General features: G+C 47.9%; 20 protein-coding genes and 1 tRNA gene. 17 read left to right on the top strand and 4 right to left on the bottom strand.

Going from position 1 to position 19,848, the window contains the following annotated elements; genetic code table 11:
- Positions 1 to 112 precede the first annotated feature (112 nt).
- From IEW48_RS00270 to IEW48_RS00310, 9 genes are all read left to right on the top strand, one after another.
- Entirely contained in the window at positions 113 to 808 is a 696-nt protein-coding gene (locus IEW48_RS00270; protein ID WP_188622078.1) for a response regulator transcription factor, read from the top strand.
- Complete coding sequence (pnpS, locus tag IEW48_RS00275; protein WP_188622079.1) at positions 801 to 2,195, top strand: two-component system histidine kinase PnpS; 1,395 nt, start codon at positions 801 to 803, stop codon at positions 2,193 to 2,195. The genes IEW48_RS00270 and pnpS overlap by 8 nt, the downstream gene beginning before the upstream one ends.
- 32 nt (positions 2,196 to 2,227) lie before the next feature.
- Positions 2,228 to 4,873, top strand: a complete 2,646-nt coding sequence (polA, locus tag IEW48_RS00280; RefSeq protein ID WP_188622080.1) for a DNA polymerase I — start codon at positions 2,228 to 2,230, stop codon at positions 4,871 to 4,873.
- Positions 4,874 to 4,939: 66 nt separating this feature from the next.
- Positions 4,940 to 5,791 carry a DNA-formamidopyrimidine glycosylase gene (gene mutM, locus IEW48_RS00285; RefSeq protein ID WP_188622081.1) on the top strand — a complete coding sequence of 284 codons (852 nt, stop codon included), beginning with the start codon at positions 4,940 to 4,942 and terminating at the stop codon, positions 5,789 to 5,791.
- A gap of 71 nt (positions 5,792 to 5,862) precedes the next feature.
- Entirely contained in the window at positions 5,863 to 6,519 is a 657-nt protein-coding gene (gene ytaF / locus IEW48_RS00290; RefSeq protein ID WP_188622082.1) for a sporulation membrane protein YtaF, read from the top strand.
- A 21-nt stretch (positions 6,520 to 6,540) separates the two neighbouring features.
- Positions 6,541 to 7,149 (top strand): dephospho-CoA kinase, encoded by a 609-nt coding sequence (gene coaE / locus IEW48_RS00295; protein ID WP_042685773.1) that lies wholly within the window; start codon positions 6,541 to 6,543, stop codon positions 7,147 to 7,149.
- Positions 7,146 to 7,724 carry a lytic transglycosylase domain-containing protein gene (locus IEW48_RS00300; RefSeq protein WP_007505715.1) on the top strand — a complete coding sequence of 193 codons (579 nt, stop codon included), beginning with the start codon at positions 7,146 to 7,148 and terminating at the stop codon, positions 7,722 to 7,724. Before coaE ends, IEW48_RS00300 begins: the two co-directional genes overlap by 4 nt.
- A 103-nt stretch (positions 7,725 to 7,827) precedes the next feature.
- Positions 7,828 to 8,865, top strand: a complete 1,038-nt coding sequence (locus IEW48_RS00305; protein ID WP_188622083.1) for a glyceraldehyde-3-phosphate dehydrogenase — start codon at positions 7,828 to 7,830, stop codon at positions 8,863 to 8,865.
- Positions 8,866 to 9,018: 153 nt separating this feature from the next.
- On the top strand, positions 9,019 to 9,411 hold the full coding sequence (locus IEW48_RS00310) for a cytosolic protein (protein WP_188622084.1): 393 nt from the start codon (positions 9,019 to 9,021) through the stop codon (positions 9,409 to 9,411).
- A gap of 142 nt (positions 9,412 to 9,553) precedes the next feature.
- On the opposite strand, the gene IEW48_RS00315 is transcribed toward IEW48_RS00310, so the two are convergent.
- The gene (locus IEW48_RS00315) at positions 9,554 to 10,411 is read right to left on the bottom strand and encodes a metallophosphoesterase (protein ID WP_188622085.1); all 858 of its coding nucleotides are present in this window, start codon (positions 10,409 to 10,411) and stop codon (positions 9,554 to 9,556) included.
- A gap of 262 nt (positions 10,412 to 10,673) precedes the next feature.
- Here IEW48_RS00315 and nrdR point away from each other — a divergent pair, with 262 nt between their 5' ends.
- The 4 genes from nrdR (at position 10,674) to IEW48_RS00335 (ending at position 13,854) form a co-directional block, all read left to right on the top strand.
- A complete protein-coding gene (gene nrdR, locus IEW48_RS00320) occupies positions 10,674 to 11,132 on the top strand; it encodes a transcriptional regulator NrdR (protein WP_007505721.1) in 459 nt (152 codons plus the stop codon).
- A 53-nt stretch (positions 11,133 to 11,185) separates the two neighbouring features.
- Positions 11,186 to 12,760, top strand: a complete 1,575-nt coding sequence (locus tag IEW48_RS00325) for a replication initiation and membrane attachment family protein (protein ID WP_188622086.1) — start codon at positions 11,186 to 11,188, stop codon at positions 12,758 to 12,760.
- A 3-nt stretch (positions 12,761 to 12,763) separates the two neighbouring features.
- Positions 12,764 to 13,702 carry a primosomal protein DnaI gene (gene dnaI / locus IEW48_RS00330; protein ID WP_188622087.1) on the top strand — a complete coding sequence of 313 codons (939 nt, stop codon included), beginning with the start codon at positions 12,764 to 12,766 and terminating at the stop codon, positions 13,700 to 13,702.
- A gap of 76 nt (positions 13,703 to 13,778) precedes the next feature.
- Positions 13,779 to 13,854: transfer RNA gene (locus IEW48_RS00335), tRNA-Ala, on the top strand.
- A 255-nt stretch (positions 13,855 to 14,109) separates the two neighbouring features.
- Here IEW48_RS00335 and IEW48_RS00340 read toward each other — a convergent pair.
- Positions 14,110 to 14,883, bottom strand: a complete 774-nt coding sequence (locus IEW48_RS00340) for an anti-sigma factor (RefSeq protein ID WP_188622088.1) — start codon at positions 14,881 to 14,883, stop codon at positions 14,110 to 14,112.
- Positions 14,880 to 15,473, bottom strand: a complete 594-nt coding sequence (locus IEW48_RS00345; protein WP_188622089.1) for an RNA polymerase sigma factor — start codon at positions 15,471 to 15,473, stop codon at positions 14,880 to 14,882. Before IEW48_RS00345 ends, IEW48_RS00340 begins: the two co-directional genes overlap by 4 nt.
- Before the next feature lie 217 nt (positions 15,474 to 15,690).
- Between IEW48_RS00345 and IEW48_RS00350 the strand changes: the two genes are divergently transcribed.
- The 3 genes from IEW48_RS00350 to IEW48_RS00360 are packed head-to-tail and all read left to right on the top strand — an operon-like array spanning position 15,691 to position 18,868.
- Positions 15,691 to 16,878, top strand: coding sequence for a COG1470 family protein (locus tag IEW48_RS00350; RefSeq protein WP_229703889.1), 1,188 nt, complete (start codon positions 15,691 to 15,693; stop codon positions 16,876 to 16,878).
- A 3-nt stretch (positions 16,879 to 16,881) separates the two neighbouring features.
- Positions 16,882 to 17,835 carry an ABC transporter ATP-binding protein gene (locus tag IEW48_RS00355; protein ID WP_188622090.1) on the top strand — a complete coding sequence of 318 codons (954 nt, stop codon included), beginning with the start codon at positions 16,882 to 16,884 and terminating at the stop codon, positions 17,833 to 17,835.
- The gene (locus tag IEW48_RS00360) at positions 17,816 to 18,868 is read left to right on the top strand and encodes an ABC transporter permease (protein ID WP_229703890.1); all 1,053 of its coding nucleotides are present in this window, start codon (positions 17,816 to 17,818) and stop codon (positions 18,866 to 18,868) included. Before IEW48_RS00355 ends, IEW48_RS00360 begins: the two co-directional genes overlap by 20 nt.
- Before the next feature lie 136 nt (positions 18,869 to 19,004).
- On the opposite strand, the gene IEW48_RS00365 is transcribed toward IEW48_RS00360, so the two are convergent.
- On the bottom strand, positions 19,005 to 19,427 hold the full coding sequence (locus tag IEW48_RS00365) for a hypothetical protein (RefSeq protein ID WP_188622091.1): 423 nt from the start codon (positions 19,425 to 19,427) through the stop codon (positions 19,005 to 19,007).
- Between the two features lie 232 nt (positions 19,428 to 19,659).
- Here IEW48_RS00365 and IEW48_RS00370 point away from each other — a divergent pair, with 232 nt between their 5' ends.
- Positions 19,660 to 19,827, top strand: coding sequence for a DUF1427 family protein (locus IEW48_RS00370; protein WP_188622092.1), 168 nt, complete (start codon positions 19,660 to 19,662; stop codon positions 19,825 to 19,827).
- Positions 19,828 to 19,848: the final 21 nt, after the last annotated feature.

A 19,848-nucleotide genomic window follows, 5' to 3' on the forward strand; every position in this document is an offset into this window, starting at 1 on the left:
TTCTTTATGGCAATTTTTGCTTGCCCTTTTTTGGTCAGAAGCTGGTGATGTACCAGAGGGGCCTGTTTGTTGTATAGTAATGTTATAAGATGACATTACTGGAGGTTAACGCATGACCAAAAAAATTTTAGTTGTAGACGATGAACACTCCATTGTCACACTGCTCCAATTTAATCTGGAGCAAGCGGGCTATACTGTGGTGACGGCACTGGATGGAAAAACCGCATTGTACCTGGCTGACAAAGAAAATCCTGATCTGCTCATCTTGGACCTGATGTTGCCGGAAATCGACGGACTGGAAGTATGTAAAACTTTGCGTAACCGCAATAATTTGACCCCCATCATGATGCTGACCGCTAAAGATGACGAACTGGACAAAATTTTGGGACTGGAACTTGGAGCCGATGATTATTTAACCAAACCATTCAGTCCCCGGGAAGTGGTGGCCAGAGTCAAAGCCATTTTAAGGCGGACCGATCAAAATAAGGGGGAAAATGCCCGTCCCGCTCAAAAAATTGCCATTGGCGATCTGGTCATTAATCCCGAGCAGTTTGAAGTGCGCTTTAAGGATAAAATCGTGGAACTTACCCCAAAAGAGTTTGAACTGTTGTTGTATCTGGCCCGGCATAAAGGACGTGTCCTGACACGGGAACAACTGTTAAATGCCATATGGAACTATGACTATATCGGTGATACACGCAGTGTTGATGTGCACATTTCCCATTTGAGGGATAAAATTGAGCCTTCTATGATTAAAACGATAAGAGGGCTGGGTTATAAACTGGATTGGCCTGATCGCGATGAATAAATGGTTTGTGCGCTTTTTATTCCCCATTTTGGGCATGACCGCCCTCATTCTGTTGATTTTCGGTTACTTTTTATATCATTTTCCCTTTCTGACCGGCCGGCTGCCTGCGCTGGTCATCACCTTGTCTCTGCTTTACCTGTTTATTGCCTTGTGGACAGTCGCCTATTTGCGCCGTCATTTAAAACCTTTCGACGAGATTCTCGCCATGATCAAAGGTTTGAGTAAAGGGCATTACTGGCGGCGCGTCTACCCTCCGCTTTCATCCGGGATCGGGAAGGAGTTGGCCGTTTATGCTAACCGGCTAGCCGAGCGGCTGCAAGCCGTGACAGAACACCAGCATATCCATGCCGACCGGCTGCAAGCCGTTATTGAGCATATGGCCAGCGGACTGCTGTTTATCGATGACAAGGGGCGCATTGTCCTGACTAATAATAAACTGCTTGAACTTCTCAAATGGAGCGACCCCCATCACCAACAACTGTACTATGAATCCCCCTTGCCTGAGACGATTATCGAGATGATCCAAAACACCTTCACGTTTGAAAAGGAACAGCAGCAAGAAGTGACAATTGAGGTGGGAATCAAGCGCATTGACCTCGAGGTGCTGGTGGCTCCTGTGCTTGACCCGGAGGGGCATAACCGTGGGATTGTCATCGTTTTTCACGATATCACCCAGTTGAAAAAACTGGAAAGGATACGGCAAGATTTTGTGGCCAATGTGTCCCACGAATTAAAAACCCCCATTACCTCAATCAAAGGTTTTGCAGAAACCTTGCTGGACGGAGCCATGTATAAGGAAGAACATCTTAAACACTTTTTGTCTATTATTCACAAGGAGGCAGAGCGTCTTCACCGGTTAGTAGAGGATTTGTTGCAGCTGTCCCAAATTGAACAGCGCCGTTTTGGACTGAACTGGCAAGAGATCAATTTAACAGAAGTGCTGCATAACAGTTTGCAGGTTGTCAGAGCCAAAGCAGAGGCTAAAAATATTGAGCTGATTTTTATGCCGCCAGATGAACCCGCTGTGGTGGAAGCAGACCCCGACCGGGTGCAACAAATTGTGATTAATCTGTTAAGCAACGCCATAACCTATACGCCTGAAGGGGGAGAAGTCCGCCTCAGTATTGACCCATGGCCAGATAAAGGATACCGTATATGTGTAAGTGACACGGGAATGGGCATCAATAAAGAAGAAATTCCCCGCATTTTTGAGCGTTTCTACCGGGTGGACCGGGCCCGCAGCCGGGCTTCCGGGGGGACCGGCCTGGGATTGGCCATCGTGAAACACCTGGTTGAAGCCCATCGCGGAGAAATTACAGTAGAAAGTGAACCGGGGAAAGGAAGCAACTTTTGTGTTTATCTTTATCAAAAAAGACAAGAACAATAAAATGACAGAAAATAACTAAAGACAGGTGATAGATGTTGAAAAAATTAGTCCTGATCGACGGAAACAGCATTGCTAACCGGGCCTTTTATGCCCTGCCTTTGCTTAATAACGATCAAGGGATGTATACTAATGCTGTCTACGGCTTTACAACCATGCTGCTAAAGCTCTTGGAAGAAGAACAGCCAACCCATATGTTGGTTGCCTTCGATGCAGGGAGGGAGACGTTCCGCCATCAGGAGTATAAGGAATACAAAGGCAAGCGGCAAAAAACCCCCTCTGAACTGCGGGAACAAATTCCTCTCATCCGGCGTTTGCTGGATGCTTTTTCCATACCCCATTATGAACTGGACAATTACGAAGCCGATGATATTATCGGCACGCTGGCCCAAGCTGCTGACCAGAAGGGTATTCCCACCCGGATTGTGACTGGGGACAAAGATTTGTTGCAGCTGATTACAGACCATGTCCATGTCATGTTGACTAGAAAAGGCATCAGCGAAGTTGAATATTATGATCAGCAGAAACTGGAAGAAAAATATGGCTTAAAGCCCTGGCAAATCATTGACATGAAAGGACTGATGGGGGACAGTTCAGATAACATTCCCGGCGTGCCGGGGGTTGGGGAAAAAACGGCCTTAAAATTGTTGCACCAATTTGGCTCCATTGAACAGATCTATGGAAATCTGCATGAGGTGAGCGGCAACAAGTTAAAGGAGAAGCTGGCCCAATACAAAGACCAAGCGCTTTTGAGCAAAGAATTGGCCACGATTGAAAAGGAAGCCCCGGTCACCGTTACCCTCGATGACATCGCCTATTCCGGTTTTGATAAACAACAAGTGATCCCGCTGTTTAAAGAATTGCAATTTCAATCTCTCCTGGAACGGTTGGGTGAAGATGAGGACAAGACAGAAGCGGCTCAGCCGGCCCTGAACGTGACATCAATTACCAGCACTGATGATCAAGCATTTGACCGGGCCCTGACTTCACCAAGTGCGCTGATTGTGGAACTTGAGGGAGAACGGTACCATCAAGCGGCCCTTAAAGCATTTGCCCTGTGCAACGAAAACGGACTGTTTTTTATCGATGCCAAGACAGCGTGCCAGACGTCAACTTTCCGGGAGTGGCTGGCCGATGAAAAACAACAGAAATGGGTATATGGCGCCAAAAGAACCCGCGTGGCGCTTAAGTGGCATGGCATCACCTTAAACGGCATTGCCTTTGATTCCTTTCTCGCTTCCTATCTGCTTAATCCAACGGAGGCGGCGCACAGCTTGAAAGACATTGCCCGCAAATATGCCAACCTCTCTATTAAGGATGATGAAGAGGTATATGGCAAGGGGGCGAAACGGAAGGAACCGGATCAGAAGACCCTGGCCCAGCATCTGGCTTCCAAGGCGAAAGCGGTGTATGACTCCTATCATGCCCTCAAGGAAGAACTGGACAAGCACCATCTCTTGTCTTTGTTTGAAGATTTGGAGCTGCCCTTGAGCCACATCCTTGGTGACATGGAATTACATGGTATTAAAGTGGATCAGGGCCGGCTGAAAAAAATGGGCGAAGACTTAAAAGAGCGGATTGAAACGCTGACCAAGGAGATTTACGAACTGGCAGGGGGCGTGGAATTTAATATTAACTCGCCCAAACAATTGGGAGAGATCCTGTTTGATAAATTAGGGCTGCCGGTGATCAAAAAAACCAAAACTGGATATTCCACCAGTGCTGATGTATTGGAAAAATTGGCGCCCCAGCATGAAATCGTGAGCAAAATCCTGGATTACCGGCAGCTGGTCAAACTGCAAACCACCTATATTGAAGGCTTGTTGAAAGAAATCAATGAACAGACAGGTAAAGTGCATACCACCTTTCAGCAAACGATCACGGCCACAGGACGGCTCAGCTCTACCGATCCTAACTTGCAAAATATCCCCATTCGTTTGGAAGAAGGGCGGAAGATTCGCCAAGCTTTTGTCCCTTCCAGCGAAGACCAGGTGATTTTGGCCGCAGACTATTCCCAAATTGAACTGAGGATTTTGGCCCATCTTTCTCAAGATCAGGGGCTTGTCGAAGCGTTTCGCCAGGGAGAGGACATCCATACCAAAACAGCGATGGATGTGTTTCATGTCAAGCGGGATGAAGTTACGCCTTTAATGCGCCGGCAGGCCAAGGCGGTTAATTTTGGCATTATCTACGGCATCAGTGACTATGGGCTGAGCCAAAACCTAAACATCAGCCGCAAGGAAGCCAAAGCGTTTATTGAACGGTATTTTGCCTCTTACCCAGGTGTCAAAGCTTATATGGATCAAATTGTGAAAAAAGCCCGGGAAGACGGTTATGTGACCACATTACTTCACCGCCGGCGCTATATTCCTGAGATTAACAGCCGCAATTTTAATTTGCGCAGTTTTGCTGAGCGGACCGCTATGAACACCCCCATTCAGGGGACAGCAGCCGACATTATCAAAAAGGCGATGGTAGAGATTGCAGAGCGTTTAAAAGAGGAACAACTTTCCTCCAAACTTCTCTTGCAGGTGCATGACGAACTGGTTTTTGAAGTGCCCAAAAGCGAACTGGAAACCATGATGGAACTGGTGCCTCAGGTGATGGAGTCCACCATTACCTTGGCAGTGCCACTCAAAGTTGATCTGGCCTATGGGCCCACTTGGTATGATGCCAAATAGGAGTGGTTCTTGTAGTGCACGTTGTATCATACAGGAAGACGATGAGATGTAAAAGAGGGAGAGCACATGCCAGAACTGCCAGAAGTTGAAGTGGTCAGACGAACCCTTACAAAGGAAATCACCAATAAAGTCATTAAGCAAGTTGACGTGTTCTGGCCCCGCATCATTACCTATCCTGATAACCAGGACGAGTTTAAGCTGGGGCTGGAAGGACAAAAAATTGGAAAGTTGGGGCGCAAGGGAAAGTATTTGCTCATTGAAATTGGCCAGCATCACGAACTTGTGGTTCATTTCCGCATGACCGGTAAATTTAAACTGTTGCCACCAGAGGAACGCTTCCAAAAACATATTCATCTTTTCTTTCATTTCCAAGGGGAAAAGGAAGGCCTGGCTTATCACGATGTGCGCAAATTCGGGGATTTTTTTCTGGTGCCCAAAGGAGACTATCGCGTGATCAAGGGGTTGTATCAGGCAGGAATTGACCCGTTGGATGCGTCCTTCACCTATGAGCGGTTTCACGGGCTTCTCAAATCAAGGAAGCGCCAGGTAAAAGCCTTGCTTCTGGATCAATCGGTCATTGCTGGCCTGGGCAACTATCTATGTGATGAATTGCTGTGGTTCCCAGGTGAACAAGGGGTTCACCCCGCCCGGTTAAGCCATGAGTTAAACGAACGGGAAATGAAAGGCATGTATCACAGGATGCTGGACGTGATCCACCAATCCATTCGTTTGGGCGGCAACAGTTTCCGTGACTTTTCCTATGGGAATGGCATCAAAGGGCAATTTAAACAAATGCTCAAGGTGTATGCCCGTGAAGGGGAACCTTGCTTTAACTGTGGCACGCCGATTAGAAGAGAAACAGTGGCGGGAAGATCTTCCCATTTTTGTCCCGCTTGCCAGCCTGATTCAATCTCATAGGCAGATGTCACCCTTTTTATCCTCTTCCATATCATATACTATCGAAGCCTTGATATGGAGGAGGAGAAGCGGTGATTGAATTTGCCTCTTTATTGGTCTTAGCATTTGCCGTCAGTTTAGACAGTTTTGGAGTCGGGATGACCTATGGGTTACGCAAAGTGCATCTTCCCCTTCGTTCCATTGTGATTATCGCGTTGTGTTCATTCACCATGATTTTTGTGGCCACTGGTGTGGCCCAGGGAATACTTTATTTCCTTTCCCCTCATGGCACAGAGAAAATGGGGGGCATCATTCTGATCGGGCTGGGCTTGTGGGCTTTGTATAATGTTTCTAATTCGAAAGACCACGGTCATCTCCCCGTGGCGGTGAATGAACACCCCCAAGATAAAATGATCTGGACCCTTGAATTAAAGAAGATAGGCATTGCCATTCAAGTGCTGCAGAGACCCATGGTGGCTGACATGGACCGCTCCGGCGTCATCTCTGGCGCTGAAGCACTCATTTTAGGCTTCGCCCTTGCTCTTGATGCTTTTGGGGCGGGGATCGGGGCGGCACTGATGGGGTATGCGCCTTGGTTAACAGCAGTTAGTATCGGTGTCATGAGCAGTTTGTTTGTTTTCCTAGGCATAAAGTGCGGGGCCCTGTTCGCTGAACTGAAATGGATGAACCGCCTGATCTACTTACCGGCCGTTATTCTTATTTCGTTTGGCATAATGAAACTATTATAGTTGCTAACTAAAAAAGGAAGGATAGCCATGGTGATCGGTTTAACTGGAGGGATAGCCAGCGGGAAATCAACAGTCTCGAGGATGCTTGATGACCTCGGGGCTGTTATTATCGATGCGGACAAGATTGCCAGAGAAGTGGTGGAGCCTGGTCAAGCGGCCTGGCAGAAGATCAAAGAGACTTTTGGCGAAGACGTCCTTCAACCAGACGGGCGGCTCGACCGGGCAAAATTAGCAGAGATCATCTTCCGTGACCAAGAACAGCGCCGGAAGTTGAACAGCATTGTTCACCCGGAAATCAGAAAACAGATGCTGAAGCGGAAAGAAGAGGCGCTTCAACAGGGAGAAGAGCTGATTGTGCTGGATATCCCCCTCCTGTTTGAAAGCAAGCTAGAGCATATGGTTGATAAAATCCTGGTGGTCTATGTCCCCGAAGAGGTTCAGATCCGCCGTTTAATGGAAAGGGACAAGATTGACAGGAAGTATGCTATACAAAAGATTGAAAGCCAAATGCCCCTGGAAACCAAAAAAGAGATGGGACATGCCTATATTGACAACTCCGGAACACGGGAAGAAACACGAAGACAATTGTTGCACATTTTAAAAGAGTGGGGGATTAAAATCGAGGTATGAATGTGGCCATTGTCATACACTTTACTAAAAAACAGTGGTTGTGCGCCATCCTGTTGTTTCTTGTGTTCCTTGTCCTCAACAGCACCACCTTTTGGAAATTGATGTACCCTATTCAATATGTGGAGGAAGTCAAAGAAGCTGCTGAACACTTTCAGGTGGATCCCTTCCTGATTTTAGCCGTCATGAAAATCGAAAGCGGTTTTAAGCAGGAGCGGTCCTCTAGAAAAGGGGCGGAAGGCTTGATGCAACTCATGCCTGAGACGGCCCGGTGGGCCAATGAACAAAGCGGCTTAAACAAAGACCCCCATTCTTACCGGTACGACCCCAGGGACAATATTTTGCTAGGAACATGGTATCTCTCGTATTTATTGGAAAAATACGAAGGGGATTATGTCAAAACACTTGTGGCCTATAATGCCGGGCAAGGAAATGTGGACCGTTGGCTGGATGAAGGGGTGTGGGACGGACGGGAATACACCGTTGACCAAGTTCCTTTCGGTGAGACACGCCACTATGTGAAGCGCGCCTTGTTTTACTATGACCGCTATAAAACGATCTATAAGGATGAATTTTAGTAAATTATGACATAAAAATACGGGTTACAGCTTGCTAAATGTGTTATACCGAATATAATATAAATAGGATACAGTGTGTCATATTTTTTAAGGAGGCGCGCAAATGACGACAACAATAGGGATTAATGGCTTTGGACGCATCGGACGCATGGTATTTAGGAAGGCCATCACAGATCCGGAACTGGACGTTGTGGCCATCAATGCCACGTATCCCGCTGAAACATTGGCTCACTTAATCAAATATGATTCCGTGCACGGATATTTTAATGTTGACATAGAAATTGAAGAGCAGGCCCTTATCGTGAATGGACGCCGTGTCCGGCTTCTGGCTACCCGCGATCCGCTGGAGTTGCCCTGGGGTGATCTGGGGGTTGACGTGGTGATTGAAGCCACCGGAAAGTTCAGAGACCGGGAGGGAGTGGAAAAGCATTTTGCCAGCGGGGCCAAGAAAGTGGTGCTGACTGCCCCTGGAAAAGAAGAGGATGTCACTATCGTCATGGGGGTCAACGAACACGTTTATGATCCTGAGCGGCATCATTTTATCTCCAATGCTTCGTGTACCACAAACTGCCTGGCTCCCATTGCCAAAGTAATTGATCAGCACTTTGGCATTGAACAAGGCTTGATGACAACTGTTCACTCTTTTACCAATGACCAGCGCAATCTGGATAACCCCCATAAGGATCTGCGGCGGGCCCGTGCTTGTGCCCAGTCCATCATTCCCACGACGACAGGTGCGGCTAAAGCGGTGGGGAAAGTGCTGCCCCATCTGGCTGGAAAATTAAATGGGCTGGCCCTGCGTGTGCCTACGCCTAACGTCTCCATTGTGGACCTTGTGGTTGATGTGCGTGAAAGTGTCACTGTGGAGCACGTAAACCGGGTCTTGAAAGAGGCCAGTGAAGGAGAATTGCGAGGGATTATCCAGTATACAGAAGAACCTTTGGTTTCAATCGATTATGTGGGCAATGAACATTCAGCCATCGTTGACGGTTTATCCACCATGGTGATGGGTGAAAAACAATTGAAGGTGTTAGCCTGGTATGACAATGAATGGGGTTATTCTTGCCGGGTGGTTGATCTTGTCAAATATATTGGCCGCACAATGGGCGTTGTACCAGCCTACTCTGGCGCTACCGTGTAGATCCCTGGCTCAGGGAATGGTTCAGGTGATTTATTTGACAGCGTGAGGGTAGGAAAAACAAAAAGATTGTGATAAACTTATGGGAGACAGTGTACCGACAGTGTGCTGTCTCCTTATTTTTTATGGCAGACCCGGAGGCAGGAGGTTAACTGAATGGGCTGGCGAGATTTTTTTAGCAACAGAGTTGAAACAAGTGACACACATCCCAACGAGAATTTAAAAACCCGTTACTACAAAACCACCCAACAGCAAGCGATGCGGTTTTTAAAGGATCTGATTGAGCAGGATTCAAGACTTCGCTTGCTCAGCTATTCAGAAGAGCATGCTGAAATCACAGCGGAATATATCAAGCCCAAAAAAGCATTTATGGTGATCAGTGTCATCATGGTCTTTCCCTATCGCACCGCTGTTGATTTTACCATTTCGACCCAAACCCTGTGGCCCACCGATTGGGGTTTTAGCCGGAATCAGGTTCAATATTTTTACCGGAAATTGGACGGGCGCTTTGAATTTGCCGGAACGGGCTTGGGAGCGCAAAAAGGCTAAAATGGAAGGACCGAAGGATTAAAAATAAATGGAAATACGGGATCAATAAAAATACCGGATCCTGAGACCAGGAATCCGGCTATTTATTTGTATTAACTCTGTAGCTGTCATCATGTTTAGTATGAGCGCCAGGCAGCCATCCTTATCCTGCGTGGGCGACCCTTTCATCCGCTGCGGCCTGATTGGACTGGGACACCTGCTCAATATGGTGAATGGTAATCTCCGGCCGGCAGCCGATTCTAAGGTTGGCTCCTGTCTGCCCCAGCCCGCCACTAATGTAGTAGGTTCCTTGCCTAGAACGATGCAAACCGCACAGATGTTTGCGAAAGGGTTTGATCCCCCAGGTCAGGGAATGGAGGGGCAAGGGGTAATAGATTTGCCCCGAATGCAAGTGGCCGCACAACAGATAATCAAAGGGATAAGGCATGTGATTGACGATTAGGGGATCATGGGTTAAGACTAGGCGAAATCCGTTCTCCGGCACATCTTGGAACGCTTGTTCCACATTGCTGTGACCTGAATGATGGTCATCGATGCCAATAATATGCAACTGTCCCCCAGAATGGCGGGTGGTCACCGACTCATTGCAGAGTACCGTGACCCCCAAGGATTCCATTTTCTGCTTTAAGCGGGGAAGGTGCGGCCCGATAACCCAGTCATGATTGCCCCATACGGCATAAATCCCGAAGCGGGTTGGAATCTGGGTGATCCCCTTTAAAAATTGAATAAAGCGGTCAATGCTTTTCACTTTATCCAAATAGTCCCCTGTCAAGGCGATAAAATCGTAGGTTTCTTTTCCAGCCAGTTGGATCACCTTTTCAGGGGTGACTGATAGTTTCTCAATGTGTATATCAGACAGATGTAAAATTCGCATTTGTTTTGCACCAAGGTTGTGAACGGTTTTTAAGCGGATATGTTTCACCTCAGGGTGGAAAGTATTCCAATATCCTTTGGACAAAAGGCACAGTCCCCCCAAAGTGAGTGCGCTGGTTAACAACATTGGCGGTTTCTCTCCCTTTTTGTTTCCTTGATCTGATGTACCCGGCTTTACGCCTCTTGAGCGGACAGTGATCTTTAGCTCATGCTGAACACATGAACAATAAGTCTATATACCATCATAACGGATTTGGGAGCAAACCGCACTGTTAATTTATGGGCTGATGGTTGTGCTAGACTGGGATGAGAACTTTCCTGGCACTGACTTGACGGAACGGGCAGAATAGGCCACACTAAAGGTAACAACAAAGTGGAGATGATCGGTGATGCGCTGTCCGTATTGCTCTCATCTGGGAACCCGGGTGCTGGATTCCCGTCCCTCCAATGAACATCGTTCCATTCGGCGCAGACGGGAATGTGAAAAATGCCAGCGCCGCTTTACCACCTTTGAAATTGTGGAAGAGCGTCCGATTATGGTGATTAAGAAAGATGGAACACGGGAAGAGTTTAGCCGGGAAAAAGTGTTGCGCGGACTGATCAGAGCGTGTGAGAAACGGCATGTATCCCTGGAAACGCTAGAGAACATCGTCAATGAAATCGAAACCGAGCTGCGCAACGGAGGAAAACAAGAATACCCTAGCAAAGAAATTGGCGAAAAAGTGATGGACAAACTCTATCATGTGGATGAAGTGGCGTATGTCCGTTTTGCTTCGGTTTACCGCCAATTTAAAGATATTAATGTGTTTGTCAAAGAGTTGACGGAGCTGTTGCGTAAATCCCGCTAGGAATCCCCGGAACGGATGAAACATCAAGATGAATGCTCAGATGGAGTGGTAACATGGCCGCAACATGGAAATATGTGCGCCCTATTGACCGCTATAAAGTCAGGATTATGGATCAGCCGGATGCTTTTCAGCTGAAAGTTTTGAGTCAGCTGTACCAGCCTTTGATCGGTCCTGAAGCCATTTCCCTATATTTCACTTTGTTTAGTGAGACAGATGGGGACCGCCGCTATTCGGCAGAGAAACAGCATCACTGGCTCATGAAGGCCATGGCCCTTCCCCTGGACCAGATTTATTATGCCCGCTTACGTTTAGAAGCGATCGGTCTGTTAAGAACCTACCGCAGGCAAACAGAAGAAGGGGCGCTGTTCACATACGAACTGTATCCCCCGCTTTCAGCCGAGCAATTCTTTGCCGATGATGTACTCAGCATTTGGTTGTATAATCAGGTTGGACCGGCACATTTTAAACAGTTGCGCGCCCGTTTCTCCTATTATCTGGTAGAAGAAGGGGAAGCGGTTCAGGACGAGGAGATCACGAAGCCGTTTCATGAGGTGTTTACCTCCATTCATCCTTCGGAGCTGGCTGTTCAGGAAGGGAGTCAGACCGAACAAGATCTTAAGGAAGCAGCCCAAGCGTATCCGTTGCCACTGCCTAAAGGAAGGGAAAGGAAACCTCTTTCCTTTGACGGTTATGAGTTGGACGTGGATTTATTGAAAAGTTTGCTGATGAAAGGGCTGGATCCAGATTCGATTTTAACCCATGAGAATGTTCAAGAAATAAAAAAGGTCGCTTTTTTTTATCAATTGGATGAATGGCGGTTGAGCCAGTTGATCCACGATGCCTTGACACTTGATGACCGTTTAGATATGGCTCAATTGCGGCGCCAGGCCAAATGGTATTATCGTTACCAATACGGTCGTCCTCCCCAAGTGCGCATGCGCATGCCTGCGGAAACCAAGAACAAGAGTAGGCCACAGGCCGAAAGGGAGATAGCCACCAGTCAGGAGACCCGTCCCGAAGAAATGACTGAGGAAGAGCGGCATCTTTACGTGCTGCAAACGATGAGTCCGCTTGAGCTTTTGGCTGCCTATCAAGATGGGGGAAAGGTGGCTGAAGCGGATGAAAAGTTGGTAGAAGAGCTGATTTTTGATTATCAACTTGAACCAAGCGTGGTCAACGTTTTGATTGAGTACATTTTGCTGACCAACGACTTCCGGCTGCCCCGCAGCTTGGTGACCAAGGTGGCTGCTCACTGGAAAAGGCTGAAGATTACCGACATGAGACAGGCCCTTGAAGTGGCCAAAAAGGAGCATCGGCAGTATAAAAAATGGCAAGAGAAACGGCAGCAAGGGGAGCGTCAAACGGCTCAACAGAGCACCCCTGCACGGGCCAAGGAGATGTCCGCCACAAAGGGGAAAGGAGTGCGCAAAGACGTTGTTCCATCCTGGGTTCAAGAGCAAGAGCGGGAACAATCCCTGGATTCCAAAAAGTCCCTGGATTCTAAAAAGCGGCAGGAGCAGGGTGAGAATCAACCCGCGTCAGGTGCCCAAATTTCCACACTGAGCGAGGAGCAAAAACGGGAGCGCATCAAATCTTTGTTAAAAGCATTGGGAGAGTGGGAGGAATAGGCCATGGAAGCCATCAAGCGGTCATTGGAAGCCTTTGTGAAAGCGCGGAATCTGGAACAAAAAATCCAAACTGACCTGTCTGCTTTGTTAGATCATCCCCTGGTCGAGGACTGGCTGAGCCGGCATCCCCAGTGGACGAAGACGAAATTGGAACGTTTTTCTATAAAAGTGAAGCACTATATACGGGAAGAAGAAAACTGTCAGAAGTGCCCTGGGCTGGACAGATGCCCCAATTTACTCAAAGGGCATAAAGCGGAGCTTTTAGCCTATAGTGGCATGGTGGATGTGACCTATACTCCTTGCCGTTATCAAAAGCGAGCCCTTCAAGAAGCCAGGAAAGCCAAATTGATTAAAAGCCACCACATTTCTGCCGATATCTTGCAAGGAAGTTTCCGCCATTTTGACCGGAACGATGCGGGCCGGCTGGATGCCTTTCAAGCCGTGCTGGACTTTTGCATGACCGTACAACCTGGGAAAAACCCGATGGGAATCTATCTCTATGGTCCGTTGGGGGTGGGGAAAAGCTATTTGCTGGGCGCAGCAGCCAATAAATTGGCTGAACGGGATATCGCGACATATATGGTCTATACCCCTGAATTTTTTAGGGAAGTGAAAGGTGCCATTGCTGAACAGAAGGTAGAGGAAAAGATTGAAGCGTTGCAGAAAGTGCCAGTGCTCATATTGGATGACATCGGTGCTGAAACGATTACAGCCTGGGCGAGGGATGAGGTGTTAGGTGCCATATTGCAGTACCGGGTGATTCATAAACTGCCTACCTTGTATACATCCAATTATGATTATGACCAGTTGGAGGATCATCTGGCCTATTCTCAAAAGGGCGGTATTGAACAGATGAAGGCCAAGCGGATTATGGAGCGCATTCGCCATTATACCCGTGCCTACTTTATGGAAGGACCTAACCGCCGTACCCAAATGAAGTGATCAACAAAAAAATTTGCGGTGCCCCCTTGCATTGTCTGCATGGACCTGCTATAATACACATTGTCGGTAATGACACGGGGCATTAGCTCAGCTGGGAGAGCGCCACGCTGGCAGCGTGGAGGTCAGCGGTTCGAGCCCGCTATGCTCCACCATACATAAACGAAAGCAAAGCACGATATCTGGTCTGGATATCGTGCTTTTTAGTTTGGCATATTTAAAACGGTTTTTGTTTTTCACATTAAAAAAAACAGTTAGTTAAGATGTTTTGAAACGGCCGATCAGTTGATACAAGTTGTTGGCCATCTCGTTGAGGGCATTGACTTATTTAGGCTTATGTTAATAGTCCAAAAGACCTATACCAGCTGTTAATAAAAACCCCCAAGAGACTTGTTCTCTTGGGGGACCGGTTAACGGGTATGATATTGATATAAGGGGATAAACAGGGCTTCTGGCCCAGTAGGCACCTGGCTGCCTCCTTTGGGCTCAATACTGATCCGGATAAATTCAATTTGTGTTGAGTCCTCGCCGCTCCAATATATATAACCTTTTCCTGAATCCATTTCAACCACACCTGCATTGTTTTCCCGTTGGCCAGCACTGATCCACACCTGATAATCCCTGTCAGCCAAAGGGCGTAACCCCTCAAGAAAGATAATGACTTCCTGGCTGGTATGGTTGATCCACAGATTTCCGTTTACGTCATAAGCGAGCAATCCGCTTTGCCGGGAATGGGGGTTGTTGGCCATGCCGATGCGGTAATGCACCGTTTGCGGGTCAATCAAAAATTCAGCTTCCCGGAAGACATGACTTTGGTGTTGGGATGTTTCCTGGTAAATCTCTTGGTTCACATGCCATCCCTTGGCAAAACTGAGACCAATAAACAAGCAGAGCGTAAGGATAACCACCGCTGGTTTTCTCCACAAGGGAGTGGGTCTCCGCTTGTGCAAGCCGATGGTCTTCTTTAACCGCTTATGAATTCGCGGCAATGCTGTCGCTATTTCCTTGTCCACTCCAGGTTGGGATTGTGCCTGAAGCAGCGTCATCCATTCATTGCGGCTCCTCTGGCATCGTGCACACGCTTGAAGATGGCGCTCAATCTCTTCCATTTGCTCAACCGGAAGTTTGGCCAACAGGCTGTCGACGATCATTTCATCAGTTAAACACTGCTTATGATTGTTCATCGGCTTTCCCCTCCTCCTGGCCCGCTCCAATTCCATTCTTCAAGCTGTTTCCTCATGTTTTTCAGACCGTAACGAATCAGGGATTTAACCGTTCCCAGCGGCCGTTTCAACTGTTTTGCAATTGAGCGGTGGCTTTCTCCTTTGAAATAGGCATGTAGAAGCACCTGCCGCTGGGCTGCCGGAATCTGATTTAAAGCTTTGGCCAGTGCTTCTTTTAACTCCCGGTATAAAGTGTGTTCCGCCGTTGGGTCTTCAAAAGAAGCAGGACGGCGGATGTTGACAGCTTCTTCCGCTTCTTGTAACAGATGTCTCTTGTGAATTCTCAGGCGGTCCAAACATTTGCTTTTGGTTTTGACAGCCAGCCAGGATTCAAAGGAACCTCTGGAAGGGTCATAACGCTCCGGGTGATTGAGCACCTCCAAAAAAATGTCATGGCACACATCTTCAGCTTCCTGCCTGTTTTTTAACATCGCCATCGCTATGCGTAAAATGAAAGGAAGGTATTTTTCGTACAGATAATCAAAAGACTCCTCTGATCCCCTCTTTACCCGTTCAACCAATAGCAGGACCTCTTGTTCCCTTTCCGCCATTTATCTCCCCCCAACAACTCTTGCCTCTCTTTTTTATGTACCAAATTTTTTGTCTGTTGGAAACCTGTCTCTAATGGCCTGTAACTGTGAAATGTTACCGCTATTTTGACGCAAAAAATTTTAATCTTCCTAAATCCAGTGAACGGTTTTCATCGTAAATACAATGAAGATACCTATCCAATGGAAAAAACAAAACAGTGATGCAGGAGGGACATGTATGGTAATGGCGGTTAAAAGGATGAACCGTGGGCGCTTGATTCGGTGGGTGATGATCGTTTTACTGGGGGTGAGCCTGATTGGGATAGGGCAAATAAGTGCCGCGGCCCAATCCCAGTTGCAGCTCTTTACTCCTTATCCTGGGGTGTCAGTTACTCCGGGTGAGTCGCTTAACTATGAGATTGAGGTGATTAACAATGGAGCCGGCATTCAGTATGTCACTTTCCGGATCGAAGGATTAGATGACAACTGGAACTATCATTTGACAGCGGACGGACGGGATATTAAACGTCTGTCAGTGCGGCCGGATCAAAATGAAACTGTTTATTTGCAAGTGGATGTGCCCCTAGAAATCGAAAAAGGAGAATATGAATTCCGCTTGATTGCTTCTGGCAGAAACAACGAACAGGCGGTCTTGCCCATTACAGTGGATGTGACTGAGGAAGGAACCTTCCGGACAGAGCTGACCAGCGACCAGCCGAATATGGAGGGGCACGCCGATTCCAGCTTTACATTTAAAGCCAGCTTGCGTAACAGAACGGCAAGTGAACAGCTGTATTCCTTATCGGCAGATGTGCCCCGGGGCTGGCAGGTGCGCTTTCAATCGGGAGGCCAGTATGTCACCTCGGTCAATGTAGATCCAAACGGGGTTCAAGATATCAACATTGAGGTGAACCCGCCTGAAGGCGTTAAAGAAGGTAAGTATACCATTCCCATCAAGGCTGCCACTAGCGGCACTTCCGCTACCCTGGAATTAGAAGTGGTGATTACAGGAACCTATGATCTTGTCCTCAGCACACCCAGTGAACGCTTAAATTTTGATATCACGGCTGGCAGAAGCAAAACGATTGAACTGGAAGTAACCAATCAGGGAACGGCTGACTTGCGGGATATTGAATTGGATGCTTCAACGCCAGTCAACTGGGAAGTGACATTTGAACCAAACCGTATTGACATGTTGCCAGCAGGCGAGTCAGCCCGGGTACGGGCAACGGTGACAGCAGACTCTAATGCCCTGGCTGGAGATTATATGCTGAATCTTGAAGCCCGTGCACCAGAGGTATCCCATTCTGCTTCTTTCCGGGCCACAGTCAAAACACCCCTGTTGTGGGGATGGATTGGCATCTTGATTATTGCCGGCGTTATTGGGGGTATTGGTTACTTGTTTAAAAAGTACGGGAGGAGATAGCCCATGGCTGTGATTGAACTGAAAGGATTAACCAAGGTATATGATGGTTATACCGCAGTGGACCATATTGATCTGGCTGTGGAGCAGGGTGAAATCTTTGGCCTCTTGGGTCCTAACGGAGCCGGGAAAACAACCACGATTTTGATGATGCTGGGTCTGATTGAACCGACGTCCGGTTCCGTAAGGGTTTGTCAGCTTGATTCCATTCGCAATCCCATTGAGGTGAAAAAGCGTGTGGGCTATCTTCCTGATGACCTCGGTTTTTACGATGAACGGACAGGGCTGGAAAACTTGCTGTTAACCGCTCAATTAAACGGCATCCCCCTCACTGAAGCGCGGCAAAGGGCGGAAACCTTGCTTGACAAGGTAGGATTGGCCCATGCAGCCCAGCAGAAAGCGGGAACCTATTCCCGGGGGATGAGACAACGGCTGGGACTGGCCGATGTATTGATGAAAAAACCGGAAGTGGTTATTTTGGATGAGCCTACGCTGGGACTTGACCCTGAAGGAATGCAAGAATTGCTGGCGTTAATCCAGTCCTTAAGCAAGGATGAAAACATGACCGTTCTGTTGTCCTCCCACCATTTATACCAGGTGCAGCAAATTTGTGACCGGGTAGGCTTGTTTGTGGGGGGGAAGCTGATGGCGGTCGGCCCCATCGACCAACTGGCCAGAGAATTGTTTAAGGATGAACCGCTTGTTGTCTTTGTCAAATGTACGCCCGTTTCTGACCGTCTGAAGGAGCAGGTGCTGTCCTTGCCGGGTGTTCTGGAAGTAAAAGCAGAAGCAGAACCGTGGGAAGTCATCTGTGAGAGGGATGTCAGCGGGGAGATTGCCCGCACCGTTGTGGAGAACGGTGCACGGCTGGAACACCTTAGTACCAAGGATTACGGCCTGGATGAGATTTACCGCCGTTACTTTAAAGGAGGGGATATGGGTGACGCGTCCCAGCCTTAAACGCTGGATACCTGCTCAATTAATGTTTTGGCGTCAGGTAAAAGAGGATCAAGCTAAACACCAGGAAACAAAAGCGCAAGAACCTCTTCACCCGTTTTGGGTACTGGTTCAAAAAGAAGTGACGGATCACATGCGCAGCTGGCGGTATCTCATTTTGCTGGCCATTCTTGTGTTAACGTGTATGGGTTCGCTGTACACCGCTTTGATGAGCATCAGGGATGCGGTCTCTCAAGAAGGACCGGAGGTTGGTTTTGTCTTTTTAAAACTGTTTACAGCCTCCGATGGCTCTCTGCCCCCTTTTATCACCTTTGTCGGTTTTCTGGGTCCTTTACTGGGGATTACCTTGGGCTTTGATGCTGTTAATTCGGAACTGAACAAACGGACCTTGATTCGCATTTTGTCCCAGCCGGTTCCCAGGGATTATGTCATCAATGCCAAATTTGTCGGGGCGTTAATGATGATTGCGCTTTTGTTTTTCGCCCTCGGTTTTCTCGTCATGGGGTTAGGGTTGATGATGATTGGCATTCCGCCTACGCCTGAGGAATTTTTGCGCATACTTGCCTTCCTGGTCCTCAGTGTCGTCTATGTGGCTTTTTGGCTGAATCTGTCCATTCTGTTCTCCATCCGTTTCAGGCAGGCGGCCACTTCTGCCCTGGCCAGCATTGCTGTCTGGTTGTTTTTCTCTGTATTTTACCAGCTCATTGTCAATATGATCGGCTTGGCCCGGGCCAACACAGGGCTGGCACAGGAGGCATCGGCTTCGGTTGAACAAATTCAGTTGGTGCAAGCCTTGTTAAGGTTATCCCCCAACCACCTGTTTAGCGAGGCGACCATGACACTGCTGGTGCCATCGATCCGCAGCCTGGGTCCGTTGACCATGGAGCAAGTGTACGGAGCGCTGCCTACGCCCTTACCGCTGGGACAAAGTTTATTATTGGTCTGGCCCCAGGTCACCGCACTGGTGGCGGTAAGCATGCTCTGTTTTGCTTTCTCATACGTGTCCTTTATGAGACAAGATATTCGTGCCAGATAGACGAAATCAGATAGACGAAAAGGGCTTGAGGCGAAGCACCTTGACCAGGGCTTCGCCTTTTGTGATGCAGGTGCCTATTTTAAGGCAAACGACCAAAAGTGGGAAGAAATCTAACATGGCTCCAGAGATGACTTTGCTAACGGGACTTAATCGTATAAATCATAACAGGAAATTCCCCCTGTTCATCGTAAAGAATATTAATATCCTCCATGCTGACCTCTCCGCGTGCCAGAGGATCGTAGCTCATATGGGGAATCATGCTGTAATAATACCGCTGGCCATCCACTTCAATCCCTTCCACATTGCTTTTCTTCACCCACACACCCGGTTCTGCTTCAATGAACGGATCATCATCCCTTACCGTTTGGGCATAAGTGAGCACGTGTTTAACAATCTTCGCTTGGACTTTGTTAGTTGTTTGATTCGCCGCTTGAAAGCCCTGTTCCATGTTTCTCTCTAGTGAAGGAGGATGGGCAGAGGATGAAAGGCGGCTGTCCAGGCCTGCCATGAACAGCAAGATACACAAAACTAAGATCGCCATAAGCCACGTGCGTCCCATCTGGATGCCCCCTTTCGGTACAAAAATAGTGCTTAATCGTCACTGTTCCCATTCCGGCCCTGATTCAAACCCGGCTTGTCCAAAACAATGGGTATTTGCTTATTTGATATAGTTATATGTTCATCGCATAAATTGATGACTGCAGGTGTAAGCTCAATTTAATATTCATTCATATATTTTCCACTGCTGTCGCATACTAAGTTTGTGATCTTTTCCAACAGGAGATGAGCGCATGAATGAAGTGTTGTTAAGTCTGCTGGTGGGGATGGTGGTCGGCTTCCTGTTTACACTGCTGAAACTTCCCTTGCCCGCCCCGCCAGTGCTGGCCGGCGTCATGGGCATTGTAGGCATTTATGTGGGAGGAACAATCGCACAAAAAGTATTGCATTACTTAGGCTGAATGTGGTATGAACATATAAGC

It is taken from the genome of Caldalkalibacillus thermarum, assembly GCF_014644735.1.
Classification (GTDB): domain Bacteria; phylum Bacillota; class Bacilli; order Caldalkalibacillales; family Caldalkalibacillaceae; genus Caldalkalibacillus; species Caldalkalibacillus thermarum.